This is a genomic window from Caulobacter sp., assembly GCF_049283275.1.
Lineage (GTDB): Bacteria > Pseudomonadota > Alphaproteobacteria > Caulobacterales > Caulobacteraceae > Caulobacter.
Genome location: NZ_JBAPVS010000187.1, coordinates 1 through 1,866, shown reverse-complemented (window position 1 = coordinate 1,866; position 1,866 = coordinate 1). Strand labels below are relative to the sequence as shown.

At 66.1% G+C, this 1,866-nt stretch carries 1 protein-coding gene and 1 tRNA gene; one reads left to right on the top strand and one right to left on the bottom strand.

Annotation, left to right across the window (positions count from 1 at the left end; translation table 11 throughout):
- Nucleotides 1-24: 24 nt before the first annotated feature.
- Nucleotides 25-98, top strand: a tRNA-Pro gene (locus tag WAL33_RS10230).
- Nucleotides 99-704: 606 nt separating this feature from the next.
- Here the strand turns inward: WAL33_RS10230 and WAL33_RS10225 are convergent.
- Nucleotides 705-1,866: serine hydrolase domain-containing protein (locus tag WAL33_RS10225; RefSeq protein ID WP_422181025.1), on the bottom strand; the 1,162-nt coding region annotated here is incomplete at its 5' end.

The window sequence follows — 1,866 nt, the reverse complement described above, 5'->3', positions numbered from 1 at the left end:
CGGGGCTTAGGCCGCGAGCGGGGACGGGCTGTAGCGCAGCTTGGTAGCGCACTTGACTGGGGGTCAAGGGGTCGCAGGTTCAAATCCTGTCAGCCCGACGTTGTGAAAGGCCAGCTTAGCTGGCCTTTTTCATTTCCGGCCGTGGATGCTTCCGGATCTCCGTGACACGCGTTTTTGCCCGAACGTGCGTACGGTTTACCGGGTCGTTTGTTGATCGGTTCCTCCTTGCTGGTTCTGCGGTGCGGTGCTGGTTCGGGTCGCTGTGTGGTCCTTCTCTTCGGGAACGCGGGGTTGAGCTGGCGATACGTGCTCGGGTTTGCTAGGCCCTCGAGCTGACCCGAGGATCGTCGTGGCCGATCTGCATCGATGTCTATTGTGGATGATCGTGACACGTTGGTGACACGAACGCTCGTACGGTGATCTTTGCTTGGGCTCGCTGACTCGGGCCGGGGACTTGATGATCGCTGGTGGTGGCAGGGGTGTGGAAGCTGTCCGGGGTTGTCCCGGGCTGTCGGGGTGGTTCGTCGATCGGCTGGTGTGACGGTGTTAAGGCGGCGGTGGTCGTTGACCGGCCGCGCGGGGTGACCAGACGCGGGCGGGTGTTCTGCTCGGTATGCCGGGTAGGTGGTGTCCACGAGGGGATCGTGGGGCGTCCCAGGTGCCAGCCTGGTCTGAGCGCGCCGAGATTGCTGCTGCTGCGGTCGTTACGTGATGGCGTTGTGGACGGCGACACGGTGCGGGTCGGGGTTGGACCAGCTCCAGTTGGGGTGGGCACGGTTGGTCAGCAGCACCACGACGGTCCTGCGGGCCGGGCTGACCAGCAGCGACGTCCCGGTGAAGCCGGTATGCCCGAACGTGGTCGGCGAGGCGAGTTTGCCCATGAACCAGCTCTGGTTGATCTCCAGTCCGAGGCCGTGGTCGGCGGTGCGGTGCGGGCGGTCGGCGTCGACGGCCGGTTTGCCGTGGTTGACGTTAGTCAGGGCTTTCTTGACGACGGCGGCGGACAGCAGGCGTTTGCCGTTGTAGGTGCCGCCGTTGAGCAGCAGTTGGCCGATGACGGCGACGTCGTGGGCGGTGGCGAAGATGCCGGCGTGTCCGGCGACGCCGCCGAGGATGTTGCAGACGTCGTCGTGCACGGTGCCGCGCAGCAGGCCGCGGGAGGTACGGGCGTCGGTGGCGACCAAGCGCTGCTTGTCGGCGACCCACTTCAAGGGCTGGAAGCCGGTGTCTTTGAGCCCGAGCGGGGTGAGCAGGTTGTCGCGCAACGCTTTGTCGAGGGTCTTGCCGGTGAGCTTCTCGACGAGGCGCCCGAGGACCATCAGTCCAACACTGGAGTAGCGGAAGGTGGTGCCGGGCACGCCGCCTGTGACTAGGGGTGTGGTCAGCACGGATTTCCAGCGGGTGGTGTTGTCGGGCAGGCCGGTGACTTTGGCGCCGACGGGCAGGGCGCTGGTGTGGGCCAGGAGCATGGCGATGGTGACGGCGCCCTTGCCGGTGCCGGTGAACTCGGGCAGGTATTTCTGCAGGGGTGCGGTGAGGTCGACTTTGCCCTGTTCGATGAGTTGCAGGACGAGGATCGCGGTGTAGACCTTGGTGAGTGAGGCCAGGTCGAAGATGGAGTTCGGCTTGGCGGCGACGCGTTGCGCGGCGGGTAGCTCGACCGGGCCGGCTTTGTAGCGCAGGGCGTGGCCGACGGCGGTGTGCAGGGTGGTTTTCCCGTCGACCATGACGAGGGCGACGGCTCCGGCGTACCCGGGGTGTTTGGGGTTTTCCGGGGTTGGTTTGAGGTATTTGGTGAGGACGTTCTGCACCCGGGCGGCGTAGGGCGGGGCCTTGGTCGCGGCGGCGGTCGGCAGCGGGGGAGTG